Origin of the sequence: Gemella sp. GH3 (assembly GCF_013415425.1) — a bacterium.
GTDB lineage: Bacteria > Bacillota > Bacilli > Staphylococcales > Gemellaceae > Gemelliphila.
In genome coordinates, this window is record NZ_JACBYC010000058.1 from 1 (window position 1) to 3181 (window position 3181).

Below are 3181 nucleotides of genomic sequence, written 5' to 3' on the forward strand. Positions count from 1 at the left end.
ATAGTTATATTATCTCATTTTATTGTATTTTTATATCACTTTAATTTATAAAATAACTCCAATATTAATTAATATTGGAGTTAGCATTATTATCTTCTAGGTGTATTTCCCATCATTGATCCTTGTGCCTTAGTTATTAAAGATGCAGTTACAGTAGTTTCCTTTCCATCAATAGAGATAGTATATTTTTCTCCATATTTTATGTTTGGACTGCTTACCAAAATATTGCTGAAATTTTTAGTAGCAGTATAAGATACTATTTCCTTTCCTGTATAATCTTTGACTACAATTTTAGCATCCGCATATCCTTGTACATTAGCCATAATAGACGCTTGTTTTGAAGAATTTCCAAAACCTTGAGCCATTCCACTACTACCTAAAATCACTGTAGTTCCACCATTTATAGTAGCATTACCATCATAATCTAATGCAGCATTACCCTTATCAGTTGGTCCATTAACATATACTTCTCCATCATTTATAGTAATATTTCCATTTGAATCGAGTCCATCTCCTCCTGCATTAACTGTGATTTTACCACCATTTATAATAAGTTCTACTCCACTACTTGCCATTCCTGGTCTAGATTGTGTAGTAGTTGTTCCATCAGCTGCATTTATACCATCATCTTTTGATGTTATATTTATTTCACCAGATTCTATAGTTACTACTTTTCCTTCTATGCCTTCATTACTCTTTTCTATATTTATTTGTCCACCATCGATAAGCACTTTATTAGTAGCGTGTATTCCGTCATCTCCAGCATTTATAGTTATATTATTATCTTTTAGGTAGACATTTCCTAAATCTGCATTTTCTGAATTATCTGAATGAATAGCATCTTCAGTACTATTTAATTTTAACGTAGCATTTGTAATATTTAATGCATCATTGGCAGATAAAGCATGTTTTTGGGCAGTTACATTTAATGTAGCGTAAGCTATTTTTAAATCATCATTTGATTTAATAGCATTACTATAATTACCTTCTACATTTAATTCACCTTTTCCATTAATCGTTAAGTCTGATTTACTATATATAGCCGCACTTCCACTTTCTGTTGAATTATTAGAGCTATCTTTTATAGTATTTACCGTTCCTTCTTTTAATGTTAAAAATACTTTATCAGCTTGCTTTACATAAATCGCAGAATCGTTATTTGATATACTAACATTATCTAATACTATCTGAACTTTAGCAGTATCGTCTGTTTCTATAACTACTTGAACATTATCTCCTTGTCCTGATAAAATATATGTTCCTTCTGAAGTTATTTTTAATATATTTGATTCTAATGTAGCTCCATTGCCAGAAATTGCACTATTAGTTAAATTAATTTTTGTAGCGTTATTCTCATCATAAATGCCCGTTAAATCTTTAGTAGAGAAATAGTCCTTATTATTAATATTGTTAGATGTTGTTTGTGTTTCTGTCGAATTATTATTAGTAGTAGATGTTGAACATGCCGCTAATGATAAAGATAGTGTCGCTGTTAAAAATATTAATCCTATTTTATTCTTAAAATTTTTTGTTTTTTTCACCATATATTGTATCTCCTCTATAAGCCACTTTCTTTTACTATATGTCTGTTTATTGCTACTTCTAAGTTACCATTCCTAACTCTAATAGCATCTAAAAATTGTTTTTCACTTATACCCTCTTTTAATTTAATATTGTATCTTAATTTAAATAAGCTACCCATATCTGATGTTTTTACTGATAGCAACTCTACATAATTAAGTTGCTCTTTAAATAAATCATCAAAAATTTCCTCGTAATCTAAATTTTCAGGGATAGTTACAGTCAATTGACGAATTCCTTCCTTCATTTCACCAAAATTTGTTCTTTCATAAACTATAACTATAATTGTCATTACTATAGTGAAAAATGCTGCTATTGCTATGTAGCCCATTCCTGTAGCAAGACCCACTGCCATAGACATAAATATTGCTAACAGCTCTTTAGCTCCTCCCGCTGCTGAACGGAATCTAATTAAACTAAAAGCCCCCATAACAGCTATACCTGCACCTGCATTTCCATTAACTAGGAAAATAACAACATGAACTATCGCTGGTAAAACTGCTATTGTAGTCATAAATTCCTTAGTATGTATTGTTTTATAGCTGTAAGCCAAGGCAAGAATTACCCCTAATACTAACGCTACTGCTATCGATACTAAAAATGTCGTAGTGCTAATAGTAGTTTCTGAACTTGAACTAAATAAATTATTAAATAACATATTTTGCATTTTCTAATCCTCTTTCTTTCAATTTTTGATAAGCTGTCCCATATTTTGAAAAACCTCTCGGATACATTTCATACTTATTCAAAGCTTCACTTAACCATATAGGGTATGCTCCAGAAACTTTAATCTCCATTATTACTAAATTATCATCTATAATATTGTTACCATAAATTCCTTTTTTAATATCTAAATCATAATTTCTATATTTAATATTAGAATCTATCGTAATTCTTAAATCTTCATTATCTTTTCCTTTATATGAATATCTGTCATAATAAATGTACATCATAGGCTTCAAACTTTTATTAGTTTGAAAAAGCCAATCTATTTCATTTTTTATTTGAGAATTCCCCAAAACATTATGTCGATGTAACAAATATTCATTACCTTTTCTCAATGACGTAGCAATTCTTCTTTTATATATAACTTTCTCATATTTCTTCTTTATCTCTAAAAATACTTTACTATCGTCATTAGGATATTTATCGTAACTTCTCATTCTTAACTTTTCTTTATACTCTGCTTTATCTTTAGCACTGCGTATCATGTAGAAATTCTCTGTATCAAAGTATAAGTTACTTATAGTAGAACTAGCATAATCATCTGCTATTAAATATTTATCAAAATATTGTTTTAAACTGTTTAATTGCTCTAAGGTTATTAAATACTTTTTTTCGTAACGTTTAAATTTTGATTTAAATGTATTCTTTGCCATAATAATCTCTCCCATCCTTTTCTTTGTTTTGAATAATTATATTTTATATATAAAACTTAAAACGAACTTAAATTTTAAGTTAAAATAGAATTCTTAAATTATTTTTTTTCTTTCATGAAAATTAATATTATTTCGTTGTTTTTCATTTTATATTTAAGCAAAATAAAAAAGCAAAGCACATACTTGCTTTACTTTTAATTTTTATCTTTATTACATAAAAA

At 28.0% G+C, this 3181-nt stretch carries 3 protein-coding genes; all 3 read right to left on the reverse strand.

The annotated features are described in order from the left end of the window. Positions 1 to 89: 89 nt before the first annotated feature. The 3 genes from HZY83_RS01565 to HZY83_RS01575 are packed head-to-tail and all read right to left on the reverse strand — an operon-like array spanning position 90 to position 2960. The gene (locus HZY83_RS01565; RefSeq protein ID WP_179942343.1) at positions 90 to 1544 is read right to left on the reverse strand and encodes a carbohydrate-binding domain-containing protein; all 1455 of its coding nucleotides are present in this window, start codon (positions 1542 to 1544) and stop codon (positions 90 to 92) included. Positions 1545 to 1558: 14 nt separating this feature from the next. Beyond that, on the reverse strand, positions 1559 to 2248 hold the full coding sequence (locus HZY83_RS01570) for a DUF4956 domain-containing protein (RefSeq protein ID WP_179942344.1): 690 nt from the start codon (positions 2246 to 2248) through the stop codon (positions 1559 to 1561). Further along, positions 2229 to 2960 (reverse strand): polyphosphate polymerase domain-containing protein, encoded by a 732-nt coding sequence (locus HZY83_RS01575; RefSeq protein WP_179942345.1) that lies wholly within the window; start codon positions 2958 to 2960, stop codon positions 2229 to 2231. The genes HZY83_RS01570 and HZY83_RS01575 overlap by 20 nt, the downstream gene beginning before the upstream one ends. Positions 2961 to 3181 lie beyond the last annotated feature (221 nt).

Bases quoted from the DNA above. Each gene is read 5' to 3' on its own strand.
- HZY83_RS01565 (WP_179942343.1), bottom strand. From the start codon at position 1,544: ATGGTGAAAAAAACAAAAAATTTTAAGAATAAAATAGGATTAATATTT.
- HZY83_RS01570 (WP_179942344.1), bottom strand. From the start codon at position 2,248: ATGCAAAATATGTTATTTAATAATTTATTTAGTTCAAGTTCAGAAACT.
- HZY83_RS01575 (WP_179942345.1), bottom strand. From the start codon at position 2,960: ATGGCAAAGAATACATTTAAATCAAAATTTAAACGTTACGAAAAAAAG.